Origin of the sequence: Olivibacter sp. SDN3, from assembly GCF_014334135.1 — a bacterium.
Taxonomy (GTDB): domain Bacteria; phylum Bacteroidota; class Bacteroidia; order Sphingobacteriales; family Sphingobacteriaceae; genus Olivibacter.
Genome location: NZ_CP060497.1, coordinates 5,326,036 through 5,352,293, shown reverse-complemented (window position 1 = coordinate 5,352,293; position 26,258 = coordinate 5,326,036). Strand labels below are relative to the sequence as shown.

The window sequence follows — 26,258 nt, the reverse complement described above, 5'->3', positions numbered from 1 at the left end:
AAACAATAAAACAATGAATTTTAGCAAATATGTATTAGGCAGCATGATCTTGCTGTTTAGTGTTATCCTTGGTCCGGTTTCTACGAAAGCACAAGACTATCCGGAGGATAAACTAGGATGGAAATTGGGCACACAGGCCTACAGCTTTAACCGTTTCACATTTGCCGAAGCGGTAGCAAAAACCGATAGCTGTGACCTGAAATATATTGAGGCTTATCCGGGGCAAACAGTTGGGGGTGGTATTGAGGGGAAAATGGACTTTACTATGGAACCTGAAAAAAGGGAGCAGATATTACAGTTATTGAAGGATAAAGGGGTAAAGCTGGTTGCTTTCGGTGTGGTAAGTGCAGATTCGCCAGAGGGATGGAAGCAGCTTTTTGAGTTTGCCAAAGCGATGGGAATCAAAAATATCAATACAGAGCCTAAGCAAGAAGACCTGCCTTTAATAGGGAAATTAGCGAATGAATATAAAATAAAAGTGTCTATCCATAACCATCCAAAACCTACGCAATATTGGAGCCCAGAGATTGTGTTGAACGCCGTGCAATTAGCTAATAGTAAATACGTAGGTGCCTGTGCCGATATTGGTCATTGGGTACGGTCTGGTTTGGACCCAGTAGAATGCTTACAGAAATACGCTGGTCATATTAACCATCTGCATATTAAAGACCTTAACGAGCAATCGCGAGAAGCCCATGATGTACATTGGGGTACCGGTGTAGGTAATATAAAGGGCGTGATGCAGGAACTAAAGAAGCAAAAGTTCAAAGGCATGCTCTCTGCAGAATATGAGCACAACTGGCTGGCCAATTCTGCGGATATCGCTGCTAGTGCAGTGAATTTTAGAAATCTCGTAAAAGAATTGGAGTAAGCATATCTCTTAGTGTTCATGACCAAAGAAAAACCTCCATTGTACGCGTGCAATGGAGGTTTTTTAGTTTTTTAGCTGAGCTAACCCTTGGTTTTAGCTTAATTACGTTCCGTAGCTCTTTTTACCATTTACGTAGATGAGGCACAAAAACTGCGGTTTTACTGTATAACTTAAAGACAAATCCAGATAGATTAGCGATGAAGTCAACTATCATTGAAACGAAACTGACTTATTTAGTCTTAACACCAATTATCTTCACCGTAAACACAATTAGCTTAAAGGTAAAGACAGTCAGCTTAAAGGTGAAGACAATTTAGTTGAACCTTATGCAATATAGATCTATACCAAAGCAAATATACATAGCTTCTAAGTCAACCTACTTCGCCGCTATGTCGGTTAATTTTGAGGTGTTGTCAATTGACATTAAGCTCACTCAAATTAGCTTTGCAACAAAGTCAATTTAAATGACCTTATTTCCGGTCAAAGTTGAGTCTATGTTAATTTGCTTAGACTTCAAGCAACATTGCATTGCCATGAAGTCAACTTACTTCATCACTAAACTATTCTTCTTTATGATGAATTCAACTGACCTGAACCTTTTGCCGACTAACTTCGCTTTATTTCCGGTTAACTTGATCATGAACTTAGTTGAGTTTAACATCAAGCCAATTGGAGTCAACGCTATTGAAGACTTATACTGCCGCTTCGATTAGCCTAAACCAAGCAATTAAACGTGTCATCCTACTGCTTAATTCGGTTTAGTAAAAACAGCGTTGTACTAACCCTGTTAGGGGAAGGGCTCATCTTTAGATCCGTATCGTCGTATCGATGATTAATTATGGTTGATTTCATGTACTTCAATAGACAATAGATATACAGATTATGAGTTATTGTCTATCAGCTATATAACAATTTATTAACATAAAATTAAACAATTCATAAGATTAACTTATCTGTAGCTTAACATTGTGTTTCTATTCTTGCAGAGAATTTAGCAGGAATGAAGAAGACAATCAAAACCACAACCTTTTTACTTTTATTTTTACTATCAGGTAGCTTTTTAGCCTTTGGCCAACAACGGGGAACGATTAAGGGAACGGTAACTGATGCATCGATGGGCAATGAAACGATGCCCTCGGTTTCTGTAGTCGTTGAAGGCACGAAGCAGGGCGTCAACACGGATGTACAAGGCGGATATTCATTGAGCCTAACCCCGGGAACGCATATTCTGGTTTTCAGCTATATCGGTTATCAAACACATAAAGATACGGTTAGCATAAGAGCAAATGAAACATTAACGCATGATCTAGCCATGCAGGCCACAGCCAATATGTTGGATGATGTCGTGATTACCGAAGAGGTGAGAAGGGATACTGAATCAGCGTTGTTGCGCCAGCAGATGACATCAGCGGTAATTACTCAAAGTATTGGTGCACAGGAAATGGGCCGTAAAGGTATAAGCAATGCAGAAGTAGCACTAACTAAAGTTACCGGTATTGCAAAACAGGAGGGAACATCGGGGATTTTTGTTCGCGGATTAGGTGATCGTTACAATAGCACTTTTTTAAATGGTTTGCCTTTGCCTTCTAACGAGCCAACCAGTAAAAATGTAGCGCTCAATCTTTTTGGCACCGATGTGATACAGTCAGTAGCTATTAGTAAAATATATACAGCCGATACGTATGGAGATGTTGGTGGAGCTTCCGTCAATATTATCTCTAAAGAGCATACAGGTCGTCCCAATTTGGAAGTAAATGTCGGTACGGGTATCAACACACAGGCTTTTGGAGCGGATTTCAAACAAGCCGCCAACCTACAAAAGAGCGGTTTTTATAATATATATAAGCCCACAACAATCCGGGAGTATCAATTTGATAGCCCTTGGTCACCCGTTGTCAATCAAAGGCCATATAACTTGAACTTTGGCGTTACAGGTGGAAATTCATGGAACGTGGGGCGTGCAGGTTCACTTAGTTTATTTGCAACGGTGGCTTATGAAAATGATTTTACTTATCGGAAGGGATCTGAGCGTATTATAGGCAATCGACAAGATATTGTAATTGCGGATTATTTTAATGTAGATAAGTATGTTTATACCAGTCATACAACAGGCATGTTAAATGTAAAGTATAGATTGAATGAACGCCATTCTTTGAAATATAACACTGTTTTTATCAATGGATCTTCAAGTTCTGTTAATGAGTACAATGTAATTCTTCCACCGGAACGTAACCAAGAACGATTTATGCGGCAAACATTGACTTTGCAAAATCAACTATGGTTAAATCAGCTATTGGGTGAACATCAATTAAGAGAGCGGTTGAGTTTGGATTGGGGCGCTTCGTATAGCCTAGTAAATGCTGATATGCCTGATCGTATAACAAATAATTTAATTTTAGGCAACAATGACAATTACATCTATAATACGGCAGCGGCGTATAGTCAGAATCGCTATTTCCAGTATATCGATGAAAAGGAGTGGGCTGGTCGAGCTGCGTTGAAATATCAACTGTTTCCAGATGGAGCTAATGGATACAAGGGCAATCTTACAATTGGTTACACAGGTAAGATGAAAAAGCGAAATTTTGATGCCAACCAATATAATATACGTATTTTAGGAAACGTCGCAGCAGATAAAGATAATATTGATGCATTTATTAATCCTACTAATTTAGACCCTCCAGAGTCCACTGGTTCAGGACGTTTCAGCATATTAACACAACGTAATAACACTAATTTAACGCCCTTCACTTATGCCATTGATCAAAATATTCATGGCGGGTATGCCAACTTTGAACAGCATATCGGCAGCAGGTTGAATTATACTTTAGGATTTAGAGCTGATAAAGTATTGCAGAAAATGACTTGGAATACAAACATACAGCTACCGAATTTAAACTTTCGGGACGCCGATATTGATAAATTGTTTTTCTTACCAGAAGCTACATTGAAGTATAGTTTAACCGAAAGTCAAAATCTACGTTTTGCTGCAAGTAAGTCTTATACCTTACCACAGTTTCTAGAAAAGGCTCCCTTTGAGTACGAAGATGTTGTTTTTATAAGTAGAGGTAACGCAGCAGTTTATCCCTCAGACAATTATAATTTAGATATTAAGTGGGAGAAATTTCCCAGTCGGAATGAGCTTTTATCTTTCGGCGTATTTGGTAAATATATTGCCAATCCGATCAGTCAGGCGCTGATTAATGCAGCTTCACCTAATACGTTTTCTTTCGTAAATGCTGGTGATTTTGCCTATGTGGTCGGAGCAGAACTGGATGTAAGAAAGGATTTTAACGAATACTTTTCGGGAGGCGTAAATGTAACTTACATGTATACCCGCCAAGAATTGGATCCACAAAAAGTAACCGCCGAGACTGAACAATCGATAGCGGTAAATTTTAACACCGATAGAGACGGACTTCAGGGAGCTTCTCCATTATTAGTAAATGCGGATTTGACTTACAAATTTCAGGGCCGGGCTTTTAGTCCTACCGTATCCATTATCGGTAACTATTTCTACGACCGTATTTTTTCACTCGGATCTTTTGGGCGTGGAAATATTGTGGAAAGGGGATACCCTATTATTGGATTGGTCGCTAACACAGATATCGGCCGTCACTGGCAGCTGGGTCTAAAGGTGAATAATTTAACGGATAGCCGTATCCGTATGGAACAACAGAATGAGGATGCGGATGAGGAAGTTTATTCCTATCGTAGAGGGTTGGATTTTAGTCTCGGACTCAAATATAAAATCTTTTAAATAAACATAAACAAGAAAAACAGAAAATTTAAATTTTACATTATGAAAAAGTTATTATTTAGTATGTTGGCAGTTGCGGTATTATTAGCGAGCTGTAGCGATAATGACACCCCTACGCCAAATAATCCAGTAGGCGAAGGTGTACTCTCAGGTGATATAAGCGGTGATCGCACTTTATCCGCAGATACTGTTTATACATTAAGTGGTTCGGTGTACGTTAAAGCAGGGGCTACTTTGACTATTGAAGCGGGAACAAGAATAGAGGCGGACGCTTCAGAAGAATCAAATGTCGCCTTTCTAGCAGTCGAGCGCGGGGCAAGGATCAATGCTGTGGGCACTGCTGACGCGCCGATCATTTTTACTTCAAATGCAGCAACCAAAGCTGCTGGGCAATGGGGAGGAATCGTGATTTGCGGAAATGCTTTAACCAACAAAGGTGCAAATGCTCAAGCTGAAGTTACCGGTTTGACTTATGGTGGAGACAATCCGGCCGACAACTCTGGTACGTTATCGCACATCATTGTTGAATATTCCGGTGCTTTAATCAATTCTGAATCAGAATTTAACGGTATTACTTTCTATGCAGTTGGTTCCGGTACCACCGTTAATAATATCCATGTTTACCAAGTATCTGATGACGGTATCGAATGGTTTGGTGGTTCGGTAAATGGAGAAAATCTCACAGTAATTGGTTCACAGGATGATGCTTTCGACTGGGCCGAAGGATGGAATGGCACCGTAACCAATCTGTACTCCGATCAATCCGTAGCTACCGCGTTTTCCAGCGATAGCCGTGGTATAGAAGCAGATAGTGATCAAAATAATGAGGATCTCGAACCTGTTTCAAATCCGACCTTATCAAATGTGACATTAATCGGACGTAACAGTGGAGACGTTACTGCTGAAGCAGGTATTATTTTGCGCCGCGGTACGTTGGGAAGTATTACAAATTTATATTTGAAAGATTTTGTAGCAGGAAAAGGAGTCGAAATAAGCGGAGCAAATTCGACGGCTCATTTCACCACCAATCCTATTCAAGGTGTCGCTTTCGACAACGTGCCTGACAAAGGTGATGCTACAGCCTTCGTAGAAGATGAAGGTGCCAGTGGTGCTGGTAACGGTGCTGAACGGCCCGACTGGTCTTTATGGGCAGATGCGCATTTAACCGGAAATTAATAGCTAATAAAACAATAAGCGCTAAACGGCTGTCTCCACCGGGGATAGCCGTTTTTTATATTACCTTCCTGTCTTCCATTCTCTAAAAAATAACAAACCCTTAATAATAAAACGATTTTCAATTTAAGTCGCCATGCTAGCTTTATGCCGAGAAAAACGTTATTTTTATGGAAGTCGTTCTTCAGCGTAAAGTAAATAACAGGCGAATGAATGTCATATTTGTTTTATTGATACTAACTATTATCTGTGTCTGGTATTTTCAGACCTGTAGGGTGCCCATTGAGGTGACGGGTTTTGCTGGTTTTTCTAGGGTAATAACGGACGAATTGCCCGTATCCACGGAGGGAACCTTCTCTGTTATCACCTACAATGTAGCAGGCCTACCGCAATTAATATGTAGTGCGGTTACAGAGCGTACCACGAGCATAACGGAGATCGGTAGACGCCTAAATAGCTACGATATTGTACACGTACAAGAAGATTTTAACTATAATAGTTTCTTATATAAATCCAATGAGCACCCTTATAAAACTAAAACAAAAGGTAAAGTACCGTTTGGAGATGGGTTAAATACCCTATCTAAATTTCCTATCATAACCTTACACCGGGTGCCCTGGAAAAATTGCAGTGGCGCAGATTGCCTAACACCTAAAGGTTTTACCTATAGCAGAATTGAAGTCGCTAAAAATATTTATATCGATTTTTATAATGTACATGCCAACTCCGCTGATGATCCCGGGGCCGCCGCTGCGCGGAGAAAGAATATCAAACAGTTGTCTTATTACATCAAACAGCATTCGGAAGGGAATGCCGTGATTGTTATGGGCGATTTGAATGCACATTTTTGCTATGAGCACGATAATATACGCGATCTCTTAGCTGATAATGATTTGCAAGATGCGTGGGTGGAACTTAAAAGCAACAATAATCTACCGGTATTCAGAGCTTTTGCTAAAGAGAATATCTTGGAGTTGAATGACGACTGTGAGTCCATTGATAAAATTCTTTATCGAAGCAACCTTCAATTGAAACTTACGCCGAGTAACTATCGTTATGAGTATGGAACCTTTAATAATGAGCAAGGGTTTCCATTGTCTGATCACTGTCCCGTTAGTCTAGTGTTTAATTGGAAACTGATTCCGCAACATTAGCAGACGAAGCTGCTAATGTTGTAAATACACTATAGTAACCGTTTACCATTTTTTCCCAACTGTAATTTTCGAGGGTGTAATGCTTAAAGGCTGTAGAATGTTCGATAGGTAGTTCTTGCTGCATAAGATTGTTGAGCCTTTCTGCCCATATCGCTGCATCGGAGTGAGGAAGCAGGTAGCCGTTTTTACCGTCAACAATAGCGTCAGGAATCCCGCCAATATTAGATGCCAACACCGTCGTACCGCAGAGCGCTGCTTCTAAACACACTAAACCGAAACCTTCCATGTCTCCGGCAATAGCTATATTGGGCATAATAAATGCCGTAGCGTGATGTAAAAGGTTTAAAATTTCATCTAATGGCAGTCGACCTAAATGTTTGGCTCTCTTTCTAATAGGTGGAAGTGCCAGTAATTTTCTTAATTTTGCTTCGTCAGAAGGTGCACCTAAAAAGAGATCCAATTTTCGTTTTAAAAATTCTGGGATAAAACGTGTCCATTTTTCATATGGGGTGGGCCGACTATGAAATGGCCCAATAAAAAGCAAGAGGTAATCCTTGTTCAGTAAAGGCATCACATGTTCTATAAACCAAGAGAACCCTTTTCTTTTGACAGGCCTCCCAAGAGCTATGAGGAGGTGTTTGCCTTTTAAATCAATATGGTATCGTCTATAAAAGTCGTCATGAAAACTAAGGGAGAATTTATACTGTGCAATGGACTCGTCTACACCATTGTGTACAACATGTATTTTATCTTTATTGATTCCTAGCAAACGGGCTTCGGCAGCCGTAGCTTTACTTACAGGCAAGAGTAAGTCAAAACTATTCAGTTGCGGAAAGATGAATTTCCTATAAATCCAACTTGGAAAAACCACATCCAGACCGTGTAGGGTAACCGTATGTTTTACCGGGAATTTTTTACCACATACCGAGTAGAAACAAGCAATCATGGCATCATTAAAATGGATGATTTTTATATTCGGATGTCGATGCAATATATTTTTGATCTCTCGCCGTAAACCTAAAAAAAAGTTTAACCTGCTACCCACTCCTTTATAAACTAATTCGTACACGGTACATTTTTTTTTCATTCGCTTTATGAGTTCAAAGCTTTGTTTTTCCATGCCCCCGGTACTAGGTGGATGTTTATGGCTCACAAATAAAATTTCCATGTTCTTAAAGGGCTTGTAACCTAATGAGTTTCTTGTACGGTATGGTGTAATATAGGATGCTTAGCACAATCCAAACTAACTGACGTGCACGGCGAAGGATGGATACGCTTAACCACAAAGCCATACCTTTAAAGCCAAAAGCAATCAACATCAATTTATTACCGTACTCTTCAATACCTAATTGTCCGGGAACAAAGGCACCTAACGATTTAAAAACAATAACTCCCATATCCATCATGAGTCCATCTATTAGCTGAATGTCAGCATTTAGAAAGCGGAGAATCAAATAAAACTCTAACGAACCAACAAACCAATGGAGACAGAAAACCAAAAAGGCTAAACACAACATCCATTTTTCCCGGTAACAATGTTTTCGAATTTGACTGACGATTATCTGCACACGTTTTACAAGTCGGTTAAAAAAAGCTATGCTTTTACCGAACCGATAAAGGCCAACCAATATAGCTAAGGCAACACCTAGGAATATGATTGTTTTCATAGGTGAAGGAGCTGATATGTTTAATATTGATTGGTGATGTTGACCGGCTAATAGTATAAATGCCAGAGTACACATCAATAATTGAGAGCTGATCGTTAGTAAGCGGGAGATAATCACAGAGTTTATGATGGTGTTTTCTTGAGTGATGTAGGGTTTGACAAGTTCTACTTTGAGTAATTCGCCACCAATAATGCTACTCGGATTGAACATGCTTACTGTTTCACTGATTAACCGTATCCAATAAAGATGGAAAAGGCTTACCGATCGACCTTCCTTTCCTAAACACAATTTCCAGGCTATTGTTCCAAGGAAATAGGCTAGAAAGGTAATTAAGATTAGCCATACAAACCTCCATTTGATGGCCAGGAGCGATAGCCTTACCAAATGAAGATCCGTACGTACGATAAATATTCCCAATGATAAGACAATAGATAATACAAAAAGTATTTTAATAATTTTAACCATGTTGATCAGGAAGTAACTTTATGAGTAGGGAGTATATTGCCTAGGTTTGCGATGTCTGTAAAATAGGTGTTAGCCAAGGTATCCCAATTTAGTTTTTTACTCTTTTCCAGACCCAAAACTTGAAATTTGCTATACAATGTCTTGTTTTCTAAAAGTGTTCGGATTCGTGCGACGTACTCATTTTCCTTATCTGGTGTACAGGAAAAACCATCGATAGCATGTTCAATAAGATCCTTTGACCCACCGGCAGCTGCGATGATACAAGGTAGACCAGAGGCCATGGCTTCTGCCACAACATTTCCATAGGTTTCACTGATAGACGGGAAGACAAAAATAGTTGATGAGGCATAAATGGTGGCTAATTTTTCATGATTGAGCTGCCCCAGGAAAAAGGCTCCCTTCATTTCCCGCTCACAACTTTTTCTAGCTATGCCATCGCCCACTACAATAAAATTGCAAGCTATCGCATTTAGCTTAATCAACTGATATATTCTGAATAAAGTTTTTAAGTTCTTCTCCCAAACTAATCGGCTTGCAAACAATATATTGGGTAAATCATTTCCTGTTATTTCCCGTAATAGGTTTGGATCTCTTTTAGTCGGATTGAAAAGCTTGCAGTCAATACCCCGTTCCCATATTTGCATTTTTGAAGAATGGATACCCTGATTTATCAATTCTGTTTTTATACTCTTAGAAGGTATATAGATAAAATCACATCTATTGTAAAATTTCCTGCTTTTCGATGTAAGGTATTTTTTGATCGGCCTCACGAGAAAAGGTAGATGTTTACAATAATAGTCTATATAAGATACAAAATGGGTATGATAAATGCTGACAACTGGGATATGCTGCTCCCTAGCGTATTTCAGCGCGAAATGCCCTAAAAACGAGGGTGTCGCAATATGTACGATATCGGGATTAAAAGCATCCAGCTGCTTTTTCAGCTGCCGAGCCAATACGGGAATAGACAAGGTGTAATTTTTATTATTGGGGATAGTGAGCGCTGGAACTTTAACAGACGAGTAATTTAAAAGTTGTTTAGGGCCATCACCATATACAAATAGGAATTCAAATTGCTGTTGCGGGATCCTTCTAATGAGTTGGAACATGGTTCGTGATGCACCATCTTTCTCTTCAAGTAAAATCTCAGCAAAGAAAGCTACTTTAACTTTTTGCATAAACATATTCGTTTAGCAATAAATTTAGCGTGATGGTTTTACCCTACCGTTAACCAACTATTATGGTTTTGTCATGTATTAAAGAAGTTTTGTGGTGATCGTGAAGTATTTTATCGGGGCATAAGATGAAATTAATATTTGCTTAACAGTAGTGCAGCCCGAGAATTTAATATTTAAAAATTAATTAACTGTAAAACCGTAAAAAGCATGTATCCGCTATTCAGGAATGAGCTGTATAATTCGCCCGGGATCTTCAAGCGAAACATATATGGTCCCGTCAGGCGCTTGCTTCACATTACGTATTCGGCCTTCTCCTTCGATAACCATGGATTCACTGACTATCTCGTTGTCATGAATTTCGAGTCGACTTAAATATTCCTGGGCCAGAGAGGCTACCAATAAGTCGCCTTTCCAGGCTTTAAAGTCGTCGCTAGAAATAAAGGCCATCGCGCCAATACCAATGGAATTGGACCAATAATGTATTGGATTGGTTATTCCTTCCATGTCATGACCATCAGATATCGGTGTGCCATCGTAATTCTCTCCCCAAGAAACTAACGGCCATCCGTAGTTATTTCCAGAGGCGATAATGTTGACCTCATCGCCTCCACTGGGACCGTGGTCTGTCGCCCATAACTCATTTGTAAAAGGATTCCAGGCCAGTCCCTGCGGATTACGGATCCCATAGGCAAATATACTGCTTGGAGCTGCACCTTCGGGCAGTCGCGGATTATGCTCTGGAATTTCTCCGTTGTCTGTCAGACGATGAATTTTACCCCAAGGACTGTCAATATTCTGTGCGTTCTGATTGGGAGAATCACTACCCCCATATGATCGTGGCCCTCCTTCACCAATACTTAAATACAGCAATCCATCCGGATCAAAAGCTATCCGACTACCATAATGCCCTTGCCAAGCATTACTGGCGTCTGTCTCAAAAATAGTTTCCAAACCGCTTAGCTGATCATTATTCAATTGAAACCGAACGAGTTTTAATAAACTGGGATCACCGCCAGCTGCATAGCTCATATAAATCAAGCCATTGTCTACATGCTGTGGGTGGACGCATAAGTCGAGTAAACCACCCTGGCCACTCGTATTGATATCATTAGGTAAACCAGAGATTTCTATTGCCTCACCGTTCACAAGGCGGTATAACCGACCTCTTTTCTCCGAAAAAAGAAGCTCTCCATTGGGTAAAAAGCCCATTCCCCAGATAATTTCACGACCAGTTAACAAGGTGTTGGTACGAATTGTAGGTTCCTCTGTATCTATGGGCGGTTCCTCCACATCGTTTGTTTTCGTGCAACTCAAGAAGCCCAGCAAAACAAGAGATAAAACATATAATAACCTATTTCTCATAATTAGGTAGAATAAAGGTGTTTAACTAGAACTTGAAAATCCCTATAAATGTTTTAAATTTTTTAATACGAAGTCTTGACGCTGATTACCTTATTTTGGTTTTATTTTCCAATCGGCTCCATAGAAAAAATTAGGTATGTACTTTTTATTGCTTGATATGGAGCAAAGACCTTCGTTTTTCATAAAGGCATAATGTGTTATTAAAATAAGCTTAATATAAGCAGATTATATTTGTATCAACGTTAAAGCGTTAGATTTAATAGAATTCATGTAAATTAGGTTTGGTTAAAATTGAAAAGGCCCGCTGTGAAGCGTGCCTTTTTTTAATCTTGTTTACGGTTGCGCTGCTTTAGGGTCAGCGACATCTTTCCATAGTCTATTATTCCTCTGTATTGCGTAAGAATATCGCCACCCACAACTCCTATTACCGGATCTACCGATAGGTTTTCATAAGCGAAATTAATCGAAGAAAGATCTAATACAGCAATTTCGAAATTTTTCAGATGAAAGTCTCCTATCTGAAAGTCGGGTAGGCTTAGGGTGAAGCTTTCCATACTCGTGGTGCCCAAACCCGTTGAAACCTTATCACTCATTTTTAATTGTTCTGCTCCTATATATTTTTCAACGGTGCTTTTATCAAAGACCGTTTTCGAAGCACCGGTGTCAAGAACAGCTTTAAAGGACTTGTTAAAAACAATAACGTCCACCAGTAGGTGGAAGCCATCATCTTGTAAATTCAATAATGCAAGGGGTATCTTAATCATTAACTATAGTATGCTTGTTTCCGTTAGAACATTATTCATATGACGCACTGCCTTTGCGCTTTCAGCGAAATTGGTTCTTTCATCTTCATTTAGATCAAGTGGTAGAATCTTTTCCACACCTTTATTTCCAATAATTACCGGTACACCAAGCGTAATGTCCTGTTGGTCATATTCACCTTCCAGCAATACTGATGCGGTGAAAAGTCTTTTTTGATCACGAATAATACTTTCTACCATTATTGCAATTGCTGCGCCAGGAGCGTACCACGCAGATGTGCCTATCAGCTTGGTTAAGGTAGCTCCACCAACCATGGTGTCCTGAACAACTTTTTGTTGCGCTTCTTCAGATAAAAAATGTGTTACCGGCAAACTATTCCAAGTAGCATGTTTTATCAGCGGAATCATGGTTGTATCGCCATGGCCACCAATAACGATGGCATTCAGATCAGCAGGAGAGGCGCCGGTATGTTGGCTGATCTGATATTTAAACCTAGCAGAATCTAATGTCCCTCCCATACCTATAACTCTGTTTTTTGGTAAACCGGTAGCTTTTAATGTTAAATAGGTCATCGTATCCATTGGATTGGATACTACTACCAATATAACCTCTGGGGAGTGTATCAATAGATTTTCGGCAACCGACTTGACAATGTTTGCATTCGTACCTATAAGCTCCTCTCTTGTCATACCGGGTTTACGCGGAATGCCCGAAGTAATAACCGCTACACTGGAACCCGCCGTTTTATCGTAGGCATTGGTTACACCAGTAATCTTTGAGTTAAAACCTAATAGTGAAGCGGTTTGAGAGATATCCTGAGCCTTGCCCTCGGCAACTCCTTCCTTTATATCCAATAAAACAACTTCTTCTGCGAGTTCTTTTCTAACAATATTATCAGCTGCTGTTGCGCCGACGGCTCCGGCACCTACTACGGTTATTTTCATGAGATGAACCTCCTTTTTAGGGTTTAAAATGATTTTTTTAATTTTTTTAGCTTACGAAGCTATTTTGGTAAGATAGCAAAAAGGAATATCAAAAGCAATGTTATTATTAAATAAGTTAACCTTCAGCGCCACTAGAAAGGATACCCAATCGCTAGGTTAAAAACGATATTGTTTCTTCGCCAGTCAGGATCTCTAAAGTTTATTTTATTAAACACCCACCTTTCGTTTTCAGGGAGGTAAGGTATCCGCAAAGGTATAGCGAAGTCTGTTCTTAATATTAAGAAGGTAAGGTCTAAACGGATACCCAATCCCCCTCCAACAGCTAGCTCTTTAGCAAAATCACGTGTAAACTGTCCTCCCGGACGTAACGTATCAGCATTTTGCAACCAGATATTACCAACGTCAACAAATGCCGCCCAGTCTAGTATACTTACAATTTTTGCCCGGTATTCTAAGTTGAACTCTAAACGGATATCACCCGTCATATCGGGTACAAAGAAATCATTTCCTATTCTGTCTGGATTAAAGGAACCAGGACCGATGGCGCGCGCTCTGAAAGCACGCAAACTGTTTGGACCGCCGGCAAAAAATTGTTTGACATAGGGGAGTTGATCGGAGTTGCCATACGAATATCCATAACCAAAGAATGCGCGCGCGGCCAGCTGCCTGTTCAACCCGAGTTTCATGTAATGCCTATACTCAATTTCTGTTTTAATAAACTGCGAAAAAGCTGCACTAAATATACTATCCACGTTACCCGCTCTTTTATTGGATCCTAAAATTAAACCTACGGTATTGGCCGATAAGTCTAAACCGCCCGAGAAAAAGCTGGTGTGTTTTCTGTCGGTTTCCATCGTATTGGTATAGGTGAATTTGTAATTCGGACCAAAGGTGAACTGCCTGTCTATTGCCCGCTGTAAGTAGGGGAGGCTGTCGGCCAGGTTTTCATAAAATGGCGTAACATTTACGGGTTGAACATAGGCGATATCCAACACATTTAACTCGTGCGTTTTTTTTGCAGACTCTTGCCAGGTATACCCCCAAGCATAATGTAATGAGTTTAAGCGATAGGCCTGACGGCGGTTTAAAAATTCATAGCCCAATAGTGTTCTTGTATGCGGTACAAACCTTCGGGTAGGTTCCCACCGAAAGGGCGCTATAACCCTAGGCCAGGTAAGGGAAGCTTCTAAACCGTAACGATAAAAATTGGAGTTAATGTTTATCCCTCCACCGGATTGTACCTCGTATCCACCATATGCGGTAAGTCGAAAAAGCTCAGCTCCTTTGAATGCGTTTCGATGGCTCCAACTTACATTAACTTCAGAACCATTGTAAACGGCTGCTGTTTTTCCTAAGAGTTCAAGCCTTACCGCCTTTTTTTGCTGCGGTGTGAGGTAATAATGCGCATCTAATTTATTAGTCTTACCGCTGTCAACCGGCACAAAATTGTTTTTTACAAAACGGAATGTTCCCATACCCACCAACTGCCCAATAGTGAGGTTTTGCTTATCCCGGTTATACAGATCGCCTTTATTAAAAAACATGGTTCTTGCCAACGCAAATTTCCTAAAGGTTTGATTGGGATCGATAAAATAGTAGCCCCGGTATTCTTCGGCATCCTGAGGCGTACCAAGCTCGTAATCTCCCTGTAATAAAGAATATTCAGGGTAAATAAAGATATTATTGATCGTATATGGCTTTTTAGCTATTGCAGGAGTTGCATTTTTTAACTTGACATTCATATCTACTTTATGATCGCCCACCATACTATCTACTTGTACCAAGATGTGGTCAGGACTGAAGTAATAATATCCCTTGTCTTTCAAAACATTATCAATTCGTTCCCGTTCAGCAATAATACGATCAAGATTATAGGTGCCTCTTGGTCTAAGCAACGACCCTTCTTGGGCGTTTTTCAGTTCCCTTCCAATTTCAGTAGTGGTATCTGCCTCAAAGGTTACCTTATTAATACGATATACGCGGTTGGTGGTAGCTGTATAATTTAGTGTTGCTTTTCTGCTTTTTATTGTTGTATCCGTTTCTACATAGGCATTGAAGAAGCCGATATTCTCCAAGCGATTTCGAACTAAATTTTCATTATAAGACACATTTACGTCTTGTAAAAGCACAGGCTCTTCACCCACTTTGTTCTTCAGCCAGTGTTTGAACCCTTTGTTTTTTTTCGGTTCGCCAGCGATGTTATAGAAGTACAATTTTGGGCGTAGTCCTAAGAACTTCTTGTTGGGGCGGGGTCTTAAAATTCCCTCTAGACTTTCCGTAAGCGGTTCTTTAAATCGATCAGGTAACGAGTCGTTGTTTACAGTGACTTCACCTTTCACATAAAGGTCTTCTCCTTCTTTTAAGTATTTGATGTTACTGCAAGAAGCCAATAAAAGGGTCAATATAGCGTATCCTACAATTAAATACTTATTTTTCATTATCAGTCCTTTCTGCAACATTTTCGATGGCTTCCTCATCATCTCTATTATATGCTTTATTGAAATGTACGGCTCCCTGGTTATCGTCTTGATGGTTTGTTGTATCAAAATCATCCGCGGAATCCTCATCATCTTCCAGCGGTTGCTTCTGTTGGGGCTCCTGATCAATGGAATCCTGGTCGTTATTTTTACCGTTACCGTTTCCATTGGTAATCTGTTCTTTAATTTCTTTTTCCCGCTCTTCATTAAACTGTTGTAATCGTCTAGCACTCATAAAGAGTTCTTTGAACTCGTCATAGCTCATATTGATGATGAAGCCCAAGCCGGTTTCGATAAATTGTCCCTGCAAAGTTACCTGATATTGATTTTTACGATATACCCGTGCTACATACCTACCATCTCTTGATAATTGATACTCTAAGGAAATATCTCCAGCAATATTGGTGGCGTTTTGCCCCGGCTGCTGTGCCCCCTCTAATTCGAAATTCGAACCAACCGTCACCTTCAAGCGGTCATCCAACATCCGTTTGGAAAGACCTACATTCAGATCAGTTCGATTCTGTGCCTGTCCTGTACTATAATCGTCAGCGGTAGACTGTAAATCAAAATTTAATTCTACCCCGGCAATTAAATCTCCGGCCAGCTTGTTCAGCTGACTGGTTAGTAAGCTGCTTACACTCGAGCGAACCATTGTTTCTGTACTGGAACCTCCAGCACTATGGAAGGGATTTTCGGCAATGAACCGGCCTAAAACAATGAGGGCAAATGTTTGCTTGTTCATCTCCGAGGGGTTATCCCTTAACTGAGCTAACTTCGATTCAACAGTTTGGGTAACCGTTTGTGGTATGGTAGACGCATTTCCTCCTTCACCAAGATCAATGTCAAAAGAAATTTCCGGCTTCATCATCTCACCTCCTATATGTAGGTTGACGTCAAAGGGTAAACGTTGTCGGTAATAATTGGCACTCGACCCCGCTACCTGATTTTGCACTAAATCGATAGGTTGTGCCTGTATACGATAAATAGCGGTCATATCGAGTTGTGCGTGCATAACATCGCCGCCCCATACAATAGTACTTCCTTTTTTAAGATCAAAACGACGTTTAATCATGTTAAAGGACAATGAGTAATTTCCTTCCTCAACAGTATAAGTGCCTGCTAAAGTCATTTCTCCACCTGGAGTAATACCAAAGTTTAATAAAGCTTGTCCCTTAATAAATAATTGGTCACCCGTACCCGGGTCAACAATTACGGTAAAGGCAGCATCTTTATCTACATCGATATTGAGCGATATATTCATTCCCAGAATGGCATTATCTGTTGTCTCTGTTGTGTCGTAAACCGCTAATATCTGGGAATCTGTGCTTGATGATAGGCTGGTAAATTCTACTATACCCTCCCTTTCAACTAACCCTGGGTCTGATTCAGGCATAGTTAAGGTCATGTCTGTATTACCGTTTACACGTAAGGTTCCGTTTACTGACGGACTCGTAGCAGCTCCTCTTATACGTAGGTCGCTATCTATGAATAATTTTCCATAGAAAAGATCATTGTCTGCCTCGGTAGCATTCAGTACTTGAAAATCGTCAGCCTTAATGTCCATTGCAAGGGTAAAATCCGTATACGTCTTGGTGTTTACCGCACCGTTGATGACAGCACTGTTTCCTACACTGTCCGTTAGCGTAAATTGTTTGAAAGCTAACCCATTGTTGTTAAAGTTTATGCGCTGTTGATCCATGCTGAATGTAGCATTTAACATGGAAATATTCATTCTTGCTTGGTCAAAGATTAAGTCTCCATTAATACGTGGTGCATCAGGTGTTCCATTAATAGCTAAACTACCATTAATGCTTCCAGCTGTGCGGCGTAGATTGCCTAAACTGAAGGCCTCAATTGTGCTCATATTGAGGTTATTGATGGCCAGTACAAAATCCATGGAAGATGCGGCGTTCGGAGGAGATACATAATCTCCGCTCAGTTGAACATCATTTCCATTTCCCTGAATACCGATATTCGCAGTAAAGGTGTTTTCTTTTGCATTACTTACTTGAAGATTAATATCACCTATGGTATCGGTTCCGAAATAGAAGTTGTTGATATTGATATCAGAAGTAAATACCGGCGATGCGTCTAGACGTTCTACCGTTGCGTTTCCATCGATTCCACCTCCAAGAACCAGTGTGTTACTTTCAATCATGTTAGTGAAAGTTTCTATCCGGAAATCCTTGAAATCTAAAGCTAAAGGAGCATTATGAACGGAATCCTGCGAGGATATATTCATCTGCTGACCATTTTGCGTGAGGTCAAAATGATAGGCCAACAATCCTTTTTTACCAAAGCTGATCGCATTTTCGGGGTTGACAGACCACTGATCGTAGTTCAGCATTAAGCCGTCTTCCTTTAATCTAAAAATAAAATCTTCCGCTTCGGCTAGCAAGTTGGCTCCAATATAATATTGCTCTTTTCCTTGTCTATCTTTTATCCACAAACCGGCATCAATTAAACTATTAGCTATCGTCCCACTGAGTAATGTGTTCGTTAATTCAATACTGGATACTTTAATATTATTAATCAATGCCGCATAATATAATGTACTGTCAAAGGTGTTGATATCGAAACTAACATTGGTAATTTCCGTTCCCGCATAAACTGCTTTCGGCGCTACTCCTTTAACGTTGATGGTGTTTGTCTCACTGTTAAAGTTACCATCAAAGGTTACGGGCTGTAATTCCGTTAAGTCTGGTACGACCCGTATAATCAATGGCGAACGGCGAAACGTTAACCCAAACTCCATCTCAGTCGGAGGGTAGGCCGGAATACTATCAGCTGCCTGGCTAACGGAGGCATCTGCTACTTCCGGATTAGGATTGTAATATTTTACCAGGGCATTTTGAAAGGCATTGGCCAAGGTCGTCAACTTATAGGAACCTATCATATGGGCGTCGAGAAACTCTGAACGTACCTGAATGAGGTTTTGACTGGAGTCTGCTCTGGCGATGATGCTGATGGTATCCAGTACATAACGGTCATTATTATAGGCAATGATGGCTTTTGTCAGATCTAGCTGACCGTTTAGAAAATCCGGATCTGCAGTTTCAAAATCTGCCGTAAATTGTCCATGGAAACGAATACTGTCTTCAGTGAGATTTAGATTTTTCGTATTAATACTGTCCACCATAAAATCCATTTTGAAGCTCGGATATTTGCCTGAAAGATTAGCGAAGGCCTGCATATCCAGATCAATGTTTGGATCATCACTAGCCAATGTAGCTTCCATATTACCGTTATCCGTTTTTGCATTTAAGTTGATATCTGTATAGGTGTACCCCACGGCTTCTGCACTAATAAGTTTGGCTTGTATAGCAGCAATTGCCTTGGCGGGATCTAGTCCAGTACCTTTAACAGAGGCAGTGAACGAAACTTTACCTAAAGTAGAATCCATCTTCATGAGCTCTCCCACATTTATATCGCTAATGGCAACAGTAGCATCGTAAGTGGTGTCTTTAGCTGCTTGGTATTTAGCATTTAGATCTGCTTTACCGATGGATGACAACAAATGCATATCCGTATTAAAGCTGTTCATGCCACCTTTAAAATCTCCGCGTAACGAAATATGCTGGGGAAGGTCTATGCTGTCAGGTAACATGCTTTTTGCTATCAACCTGTCGAGATCCCGTTTACCCGTCGTGAAGTTTTTTAACTGTAAGTCTGCATAGAGTTTATCTACATCGGGTAATCCTTTTATATGTGCAGAGGCCTGCAATTTTGTCTGATCAAGTGTGCTAAACTCGATATTGGGTATCCTTAGGTCGTCAACTCGACCTACAACGCGTCCGTTAATGTTAAAGCTTCGGGTAAGAAGCGGTTGCATAACTTCCATAGTATCAAGGTCTGGTACTAATAACACAACATCCTGCATACCTAACTTGCTTCGTTTAACATTCGCGTCGACAGACAGCGCACCAATTTCGTCTGCTAAAGTTTCTAAAGAGGCGTACGATATTTTTACGTAGTCTCTAATCAAGGTATGTGGTGTTTCCAAGTGTAGGTTACCAAGCGTAGCACCGTGTTCCGTATAAACAAAGTCTGTTTCTAAGCGGTTAATAGCAAGCCCACTTCTATCCTTGAAATTCAATTGCTTTAACTGTCCGCTGATAGAGTCGATGGCGAAAAAGAAGTCAGCTAATTTTAAATCGAAGCCTTGTATATCAAGGTTCCCATAATCCATTCCTTTATTAACACGGGGCTGGTTGGCGTCAAAATAAGCGATGCGATTCTTATTTAGCTCAATATCTCCAAGCTTGACCTTCCAGTTCATCGGTTCGGTAGATGTTAGGGTGTCTGTGCCTACTGCTGTTGTAGCAGGGCTTGTTGCTGCTGTTTTGCCAAAGGCAATACGCGCATTATTTTCGTCTAGTAGAATACGCTTGATGTCAATGTTCTCGCCTTTTAGATCAATTTCATTAAAATCCACCAAAAGTTGTTTAAATAACAGATTTGCCTGAAGTGCCCCTACCTCATCGTCGTAATCCACTTTTATATCTTCAACATTTAAACTCCCAATCTTTAAATCGGGCATTTCCGGTTCGGGACTTGTGGCGGTTTCAACACCTAAGTCCTCTGGCGAAGGAGCGTCTGCTGCCTGTGCTACCGCCCATTGCTTGACAGCTGTATTAATTCCTTTGATATTGATTTTTGGTATCTCAAAACGCATATTATTCAAATCAAAGGTTTTGATACGCGTATCAAAATGTGCAAGGTTAAAGTCTGCACTGGTCCCTATCACATCGTCTTTATATACAAATCTTATCCGGTCAAGGTTGATTTTGTCGATAGAGAACTCCATCGTTGACGTGGTATCTTCTGGTTTCGGTTCTTTTTCTTCTTCTCCCGCAAAAGCCTCAACAATATAGTCGAAATTAAAACTACTATCGGGTAGTGTACGGTCAATCTTAGCCGTGATACCTCTTAAATCTATTTCATTTATTTCTACTTTATTGTTTAATAATTTAAGTAAGCTTATATCAACTTTTAATTGATCTCCGGAAAATAGGGTGTCTTGCTTTTGATCTTCAAAATAAACGCCCTCAAGTACCAATAGTTTAGGTAAGTCTAATGAAACACGTGCGATCTTTACCGGAGTCTCAATTTTCTTTTCAAGGAAAGATACTACTTGCTGAACAACAAAGTTCTGAACAGCTGGAATTCGTATTAAAATAAAAATTAGCAATGTTAAACCAATAACACTACCAATAATCCATAAAACAGTCTTAAGTGCAATTCTACCAACTTTGTTCAAAATGTGTTTTATTAATATGTTCTAATATGACTTAACTAATATCCTGATAAATGGTTTTTTCAAAGACGAAAAAAGATAGCGCAAAGGTATTAAACTTTACTAAAACAGAAAGTTGGAATACCTACCATTTTAATGGTAAACGGTCAATTTTACTAAAATATAATCCACGCTATCGTAAGTATAACAATAATTGCCAATAGAACCCAGAAGATAAACTTTCCAGAGCCTTTGTCGTCTTCTTCTTTGAAAGCTTCGGGGGGTGGGCCCGGATTGTTCTTGTTCTTCTGGTAATTATCTTCAATTGCTGTCTTGCTACTATTTGTTCTATTGTCTTCCATAGTACTTTAAAAACAGTGTTTTTGGAGAAAAGTTTAGCACTATGGTAGATTTATAATCCTGCCCACCAACAATTGCGATGCTTACTTGTATTATTAAGATCATAGTCATTTGGACATAAATATATGCATAGCGACAAAGAAATAAAAGAATGGGTTTGCGCGCATCTTGACGAGTTAGTTGAGGAGCATTGCCCGCCAGAGGAAAACGAATTTAGTGCGGAAGTCCTCATTCAAGATAGAGAGGGGCGAGCACACCGTTACACCGTTTTTTTAGAATTAGCGACTTTCGACGATAAGACGGAATGGATCGTAAGAAATATTGTAAGACCAGAACACTTACAGTAGCGTATATTACCGACTATTATATGAATACCGGTTATTACTGTTATCTTAGGCGGAAATAACTGAAATGATATGATACGTTCGTTTGCAAAGAAGAAATTTTATTTGCTACATCAACTGGTGCTATTATGCATGATGTCTTTAACCACAACAAAAACGTTCGGTAATGATTTATTAAAGGTGGTGGTGGTTGGTCTGAGCCACGATCATGTTCATCTTATACTTAACCAACATAAAAACAAAGAAGTTATCATCTTAGGCATTGCCGAAAACAATAATGAGCTGATAACCCGCTTCAAAAAAGCGTATAACCTGCCGGATACGTTGTTCTATGATAACCTGAAGGGTATGTTGAATGCGGTGAAACCAGACATCGCCTTGGCCTATAATGCCATTGCAGATCATATATCTGTAGTGGAAACCTGTGCACCTTTGAAGATAGATGTAATGGTTGAGAAGCCCTTAGCCATTAATACTACCCAGGCTAAACGTATCGCTGACCTCGCAGAAAAACATGGTATTAGGGTGTTGACAAATTATGAAACAACTTGGTACGGCTCTAATCAAACGATAAAACAGTTGGTGGATAGCGGTTTTATCGGTCAAGTAAAAAAGGTATTGGTAAGAGACGGACACGAAGGACCTCAGGAGATAGGTTGCAGTAAGGAGTTTTTGGCTTGGTTAACAGATCCTGAAAAAAATGGGGGAGGGGCTATTATGGATTTTGGATGTTATGGCGCAAACCTATTAACGTGGTTGATGGAAGGAGAAAGGCCTGTTGCCGTTACGGCCACAAAGCGACAGCTGAAACCAGCGGTTTATCCTAATGTGGACGATGATGCAACTATCATTTTGGAGTATGCTAACGTAACAGCAGTTATACAGGCTTCGTGGGACTGGCCTTATAGCATCAAAGACATGCAGGTGTTTGGTGAAAAAAAATCTTTGCATGCAGTGGATGATAAAAAGCTGATACTCTACGAAAGCCCGAAAAACCAAAAAAATATCGATTTAAAGGAGGATTATTATAAGGATAATTTAGTGTATTTGAAAGAGGTATTAGAAGGTAATAACAACACTGAAAATGATCTTTCTTCCTTATCAAACAATCTTTTAGTGGTAGAAATATTGGAAAAGGCAAAAGAATCCGCCCAGAAAGGGGAAAGGATTCTTTTTTAGCCGTAAATTCTTCAATCTACTATTCGACAACTAACCTTAATATCGAGGTCTCAAGACCGTCAGATTTGGCGGTAATAACAATTTCGCCAGTCTGTTCTTGTGCTTCGACAATGGCGATCGCTTTACCGTGAAAGGCTTTTCTTTCAGAAGATTGAAACGATTGATGATCTGTTGGGTTACCATTGTCGGTTGCAATAACCTTTGCCGGTCCATCGACCGTAAAGGATATCAGGTGACTGGCATCAGGAACAGGCGAGCCGTTGTCATCCGTAATCACTGCAGTGATATATGATAGATCTGTTCCATTTGCCGATAGGTTTTGTTTATGTGCCGACAGTTCAATACGATTAGCGCCGCCCGAGGTACGGATCTCTCGGCTTAATACCGTTTTACCGTTCTTTCTCGTGATAACAGTCAAGGTGCCCGGTTCGAAGTTTAGACGCCATTTGACGTGTAAACTGTCGTCATATTTCTTCTGCACACCCTGCGATTTTCCGTTAAGAAATAGTTCGGCTTCATCTGCCTCATTGTAATAAGCCCATATATCCACTAGCTGCCCCTTTTTCCAGTTCCAGTGCGGAAATATGTGTAAAACAGGCGTTGTTGTCCACTCGCTTTGATACATGTAGTAAATATCTTTTGGAATACCTGCTAGATCGACAATACCAAAATAGGAGCTTCTGGCAGGCCAGATATAAGGCGTTGGTTCGCCCAAATAATCGAAGCCGGTCCATACGAATAAGCCCGAAAGAAAATCATGTTTTTTAATTAACTTCCAGGTTTCCTCGTGGGTTGACCCCCAAGGTGTTGAAACATGGTCATAAGCTGATACCGTGAAGTCGTCATTACCGTCGAGAAAAGACTCGTCCCATTTATAAGGCCAGCGCCTAACGGTATCCGAAGGCATTTCATAATATCCTCGAGTTTGTAAGGCTGAAGTGGTCTCCGTACCGATAAATGCTTGTCCCGGGAAATCTTGAGGAAATTTTTCAAAGTCCTGGTGGTGGTAATTGAACCCCACGAGATCTAACTTTCCCGACTGATAGAGCGTGTTTTTAGGCGTTGGTTCGTTCAAACCAATTGTAACAGGTCGCGTATCGTCTACCTTCTTGACTAGCGATACCAGCTCTTGGGTAATAGTTGTACCGACACTGTCCCATTGCTCCGGAATTTCATTGCCGATACTCCAGATAAAAACAGACGGATGATTGCGGTCACGTTTGATGAGATCCGTTAAGTCGCGTTTGTACCATAGAGGCCAATCTTCGTGATAGCCATAAGTTGTTTTTTCTTTGGACCAAACATCAAACGCTTCGACCATGACTATAAAACCCATTTGATCACATAAATCTAAGAGTTCGGGTGCTGGTGGATTATGTGCTGTACGAATGGCATTGCATCCCATCTCTTTCAAAATAGTCAACTGCCGTGCTATTGCACTTATATTTACTTTAGCGCCCAGTGCTCCCAGGTCATGATGATTACATACCCCCTGTATCTTTAGCTGCTTTCCATTGAGCAAAAAACCTTTGCTAGGGTCGAAAGTAAAATCTCTTATACCAAACTTAGCGGATATCGAATCCAGAAGCTCGTCTTCTTGATATAAAAGGTTTACGCAACGATACAAATGAGGTTCTTCCGTTGACCACAGCTGAGGTTTTTGAACGGCTATGTCTTGTTTCCAAAAAAGGGAGTCCTTGCCGTTGATCAAACGGCCAGGTGTTTCTACAGCCGCTACTTCGGCTCCATCCGGATCATATATTTTAGTAGTGAGCCGTAAGTTAGCTTGCTGCGATGTATGATTGACGACCGGTATCTTCAACTGAACGACTGCCTCTTCTAGACTTACCCTTGGTGTATAAATAAATAATTCTTCAGGTACTAAAGCTTTTGGTTCAGTAATGCTTAACCATACGTTGCGGTAAATGCCGGATCCCGAGTACCACCTAGAGTTGGGTTGTCTGCTATTATCTACCTTTACCGCGATCAGATTTTTTTTACCGTCAGTATAGAGATAGCGACTGAGATCGTGTCGAATAGTGATATAGCCATTAGGTCTTTTGCCTAGGTAGTGACCGTTTATCCAAACCTCACTATTCTGGTATATGCCATCAAAAATTAGCTGGATTTGTTTTCCCATTGCGCTGCTTGGTAAAGTAAAGGTCTTGCGGTACCAACCAATCCCCCCGGGGAGAGCACCACCACCATAACCGGCAGGATGTTCTTCCCGGAAGTTGCCTTCAATACTCCAATCGTGTGGCAGATGTAGGCTTCGCCAATGGCTGTCATCCCACTCGGGACGGTAAGCATCACTGTCAGTCAGAAGGGCAAATCTCCAATTTTTGTTAAGCGATAAATATTCCCTGTTATTTGCCCGTGTTACTAACGTACAGGCACCCAACATATAAAGTATGAGAAGCAGATGATTTTTCATTACTCGCTATCGTTTTCTGAATCGGCAAAATCTTTTGATACATAATTGTATACCAATAGCGCTTCACCTTCGCAGGAGGCTCTTCTTAATACGGCTAGTTGCATGGTGTTTTCAGTTAAAGACATTAGCTTAATATCTCCCCAGTTGGCTACGCAACCTTCACGCTCATTATCATGTAGTGGACTCGCACCACTTAATGACAGCGTCTTATCTTGTATGTTTAAATTATACGTCCCCTGTTCTGTACCTCGATTGGGAAGCATCAGGTGTTCAACTGTTATATAGGGGCCATCTTTAAGGCTAAAGGTCATTGTACCATAATCGCCATAAGGCATTAGCCAACTATTACCGGCGTAATCTGGGCTCCAATTCCAACAGTCGTCGCCATAACAACCATCATCTCCTTCTTCTAACCATCCGTTATCCGTGCCGTAAAAATAAAGAGGGCCTTCGAAAAAGTGATTGTCAATATCGAGTATCCATGTTTTCTCCTCGCCAGGTCCGCCGGATAAGGCTATCCACAATGGATCATTCACATAGTTTAGATTATCTTCCGTTACTTCTATCGTGATGGGATCCATCTCTACGAGTCCTCCGCCCGTTAATGCAGCGAATTTAATCTCGTAAGTTCCTTTGAAAGCAAATTGAACGGTGTCCCGCTGCCGGTTAGATTGACCGGTACCATAATCCCAATAGGAAATGGTTTCTGCCGTGTTATTGATAAGAATAACCGTATTGCCGCCGGCATCGGTTGCTAAATCCTGCACAACCTCAAACGTAATCTGCGATTTGTCGAGGGCCTCAGGAAGTGTATAGGTCTGCTTTTGACAGGTACATAAACATGTTATGAAAATAAGTACCAACCAACTATAGTTTAAGCGTTTCATGATGT

The 26,258-nt window shown here is 40.4% G+C and carries 18 protein-coding genes; 7 read left to right on the top strand and 11 right to left on the bottom strand.

The features are described from left to right. Positions 1–13: 13 nt before the first annotated feature. From H8S90_RS22510 to H8S90_RS22490, 5 genes are all read left to right on the top strand, one after another. Entirely contained in the window at positions 14–871 is an 858-nt protein-coding gene (locus H8S90_RS22510) for a sugar phosphate isomerase/epimerase (RefSeq protein ID WP_187340035.1), read from the top strand. 572 nt (positions 872–1,443) lie between these two features. Next, positions 1,444–1,584 carry a hypothetical protein gene (locus H8S90_RS22505; protein WP_187340034.1) on the top strand — a complete coding sequence of 47 codons (141 nt, stop codon included), beginning with the start codon at positions 1,444–1,446 and terminating at the stop codon, positions 1,582–1,584. 287 nt (positions 1,585–1,871) lie between these two features. Further along, entirely contained in the window at positions 1,872–4,631 is a 2,760-nt protein-coding gene (locus H8S90_RS22500) for a TonB-dependent receptor (RefSeq protein WP_187340033.1), read from the top strand. A gap of 42 nt (positions 4,632–4,673) precedes the next feature. After that, on the top strand, positions 4,674–5,807 hold the full coding sequence (locus H8S90_RS22495; RefSeq protein WP_187340032.1) for a hypothetical protein: 1,134 nt from the start codon (positions 4,674–4,676) through the stop codon (positions 5,805–5,807). A 167-nt stretch (positions 5,808–5,974) separates the two neighbouring features. Then, positions 5,975–6,958 (top strand): endonuclease/exonuclease/phosphatase family protein, encoded by a 984-nt coding sequence (locus H8S90_RS22490; RefSeq protein ID WP_187340031.1) that lies wholly within the window; start codon positions 5,975–5,977, stop codon positions 6,956–6,958. Here H8S90_RS22490 and H8S90_RS22485 read toward each other — a convergent pair. The 9 genes from H8S90_RS22485 to H8S90_RS22445 all read right to left on the bottom strand — a co-directional run bounded on the left by H8S90_RS22485 (position 6,930) and on the right by H8S90_RS22445 (position 21,411). Then, the gene (locus H8S90_RS22485; protein WP_187340030.1) at positions 6,930–8,045 is read right to left on the bottom strand and encodes a glycosyltransferase family 4 protein; all 1,116 of its coding nucleotides are present in this window, start codon (positions 8,043–8,045) and stop codon (positions 6,930–6,932) included. The two genes, H8S90_RS22490 and H8S90_RS22485, sit on opposite strands and share 29 nt — an antisense overlap. Before the next feature lie 85 nt (positions 8,046–8,130). Then, positions 8,131–9,090 (bottom strand): lysylphosphatidylglycerol synthase transmembrane domain-containing protein, encoded by a 960-nt coding sequence (locus H8S90_RS22480; protein WP_187340029.1) that lies wholly within the window; start codon positions 9,088–9,090, stop codon positions 8,131–8,133. A gap of 5 nt (positions 9,091–9,095) precedes the next feature. After that, positions 9,096–10,268, bottom strand: a complete 1,173-nt coding sequence (locus H8S90_RS22475; protein WP_187340028.1) for a glycosyltransferase family 1 protein — start codon at positions 10,266–10,268, stop codon at positions 9,096–9,098. A 216-nt stretch (positions 10,269–10,484) separates the two neighbouring features. After that, on the bottom strand, positions 10,485–11,630 hold the full coding sequence (locus H8S90_RS22470; protein WP_187340027.1) for a PQQ-dependent sugar dehydrogenase: 1,146 nt from the start codon (positions 11,628–11,630) through the stop codon (positions 10,485–10,487). 323 nt (positions 11,631–11,953) lie between these two features. Continuing rightward, positions 11,954–12,394 carry a retropepsin-like aspartic protease gene (locus H8S90_RS22465; protein WP_187340026.1) on the bottom strand — a complete coding sequence of 147 codons (441 nt, stop codon included), beginning with the start codon at positions 12,392–12,394 and terminating at the stop codon, positions 11,954–11,956. Between the two features lie 3 nt (positions 12,395–12,397). Beyond that, on the bottom strand, positions 12,398–13,336 hold the full coding sequence (locus tag H8S90_RS22460) for a malate dehydrogenase (RefSeq protein WP_187340025.1): 939 nt from the start codon (positions 13,334–13,336) through the stop codon (positions 12,398–12,400). A 131-nt stretch (positions 13,337–13,467) separates the two neighbouring features. Continuing rightward, positions 13,468–15,774, bottom strand: coding sequence for a BamA/TamA family outer membrane protein (locus H8S90_RS22455; RefSeq protein WP_255501700.1), 2,307 nt, complete (start codon positions 15,772–15,774; stop codon positions 13,468–13,470). Then, on the bottom strand, positions 15,764–21,073 hold the full coding sequence (locus H8S90_RS22450) for a translocation/assembly module TamB domain-containing protein (protein ID WP_187340023.1): 5,310 nt from the start codon (positions 21,071–21,073) through the stop codon (positions 15,764–15,766). Before H8S90_RS22450 ends, H8S90_RS22455 begins: the two co-directional genes overlap by 11 nt. Positions 21,074–21,225: 152 nt before the next feature. Continuing rightward, positions 21,226–21,411 (bottom strand): hypothetical protein, encoded by a 186-nt coding sequence (locus H8S90_RS22445; RefSeq protein ID WP_187340022.1) that lies wholly within the window; start codon positions 21,409–21,411, stop codon positions 21,226–21,228. A gap of 123 nt (positions 21,412–21,534) precedes the next feature. Here H8S90_RS22445 and H8S90_RS22440 point away from each other — a divergent pair, with 123 nt between their 5' ends. Together H8S90_RS22440 and H8S90_RS22435 are read left to right on the top strand one after the other, a co-directional pair. Beyond that, positions 21,535–21,756, top strand: a complete 222-nt coding sequence (locus H8S90_RS22440) for a hypothetical protein (RefSeq protein ID WP_187340021.1) — start codon at positions 21,535–21,537, stop codon at positions 21,754–21,756. 69 nt (positions 21,757–21,825) lie between these two features. Continuing rightward, positions 21,826–22,932 carry a Gfo/Idh/MocA family protein gene (locus H8S90_RS22435; RefSeq protein ID WP_187340020.1) on the top strand — a complete coding sequence of 369 codons (1,107 nt, stop codon included), beginning with the start codon at positions 21,826–21,828 and terminating at the stop codon, positions 22,930–22,932. A gap of 19 nt (positions 22,933–22,951) precedes the next feature. On the opposite strand, the gene galB is transcribed toward H8S90_RS22435, so the two are convergent. Both galB and H8S90_RS22425 read right to left on the bottom strand, forming a co-directional pair. Further along, on the bottom strand, positions 22,952–25,366 hold the full coding sequence (gene galB / locus H8S90_RS22430) for a beta-galactosidase GalB (protein WP_187340019.1): 2,415 nt from the start codon (positions 25,364–25,366) through the stop codon (positions 22,952–22,954). After that, entirely contained in the window at positions 25,366–26,253 is an 888-nt protein-coding gene (locus H8S90_RS22425) for a hypothetical protein (protein ID WP_187340018.1), read from the bottom strand. Before H8S90_RS22425 ends, galB begins: the two co-directional genes overlap by 1 nt. Positions 26,254–26,258: the final 5 nt, after the last annotated feature.